Raw genomic sequence first — 1,046 nt, forward strand, 5'->3', positions numbered from 1 at the left:
CTGCCTTCGTGAGAAACGGCGGTTTGCTGAGGTGTTAGCTCAAACGAACCGCTATCCACTTCGATATTTTTTAGCTTGTCTTTTAGCTCAATCAGTAAGCGCTGTGCTGTTTTTTTACCAATGCCCGGTATGCGCGTCAATGCTGTCTCTGACTCTTGCTCAACATGCATTTTTAGCTCAGCCGCTGACATTGCAGACAGCATCGCCAATGCCATTTTTGCCCCAACGCCATTGATCTTAATCAATTGGCGAAAGACATCGCGCTCTTTACGATCAATAAAACCATAAAGCAGTTGCGCATCTTCACGTACATGAAAATGTGTCCAAATACTCGCCTGCTCGTTAAGGTGCAATTGACAAAATGACGGCAATGGCAGCTCGATATCATAACCCACACCAGAGGTTGTCATGATACAGGCCGTTGGCGCCATTAAATATTGCACCTGTCCAGTAATCAATCCAATCATCACTCACCTCTGTCGATTATTATAAAGTTAAATCAGCTGCCATTTATTATGCAAGACCATCTTTCACTAGCATGGTCTATTACTTATATACGCCTAGCCTTATTGGTAAAAATCGACCATGCCTTCGAGGCTAATTGGACGGATTTTATGCGCTTGACCAGCAGAACCAAACGCTTCAAAACGATTGGTGCAGATGTCTGACATCGCGACCATAGACGCTTTAAAGTATTTACGTGGATCGAATTCGCTTGGATTATTTGCCAAGAACTCACGGATAGCGCCTGTTGATGCTAGACGCAAATCAGTATCGATATTTACTTTACGCACACCATGCTTGATCGCTTCGACGATCTGCTCGACAGGCACACCATACGTTTCGCCAATATCACCACCGTTTTCATTGATGACTTTTAGCCACTCTTGCGGCACTGATGAAGAACCATGCATGACAAGATGCGTATTAGGAATACGGGCATGGATCTCTTTTACACGCTCAATCGATAAAATATCGCCTGTCGGTGGACGCGTGAATTTGTAAGCACCGTGACTCGTACCAATAGCAATTGCTAGCGCGTGAAC

2 protein-coding genes are annotated in these 1,046 nt (G+C 44.7%); both read right to left on the reverse strand.

Features of this window, described 5'->3' with window-relative positions; genetic code table 11:
• Positions 1-467 (reverse strand): Holliday junction branch migration protein RuvA (gene ruvA / locus ACS8FC_RS14950; protein ID WP_439297350.1); only part of this gene is annotated, 467 nt, incomplete at its 3' end.
• 99 nt (positions 468-566) lie between these two features.
• A partial coding sequence (locus tag ACS8FC_RS14955) for a class II fructose-bisphosphate aldolase (protein WP_439297351.1) occupies positions 567-1,046 on the reverse strand: 480 nt, incomplete at its 5' end.

This window comes from Psychrobacter sp. 1Y4 (assembly GCF_051847555.1).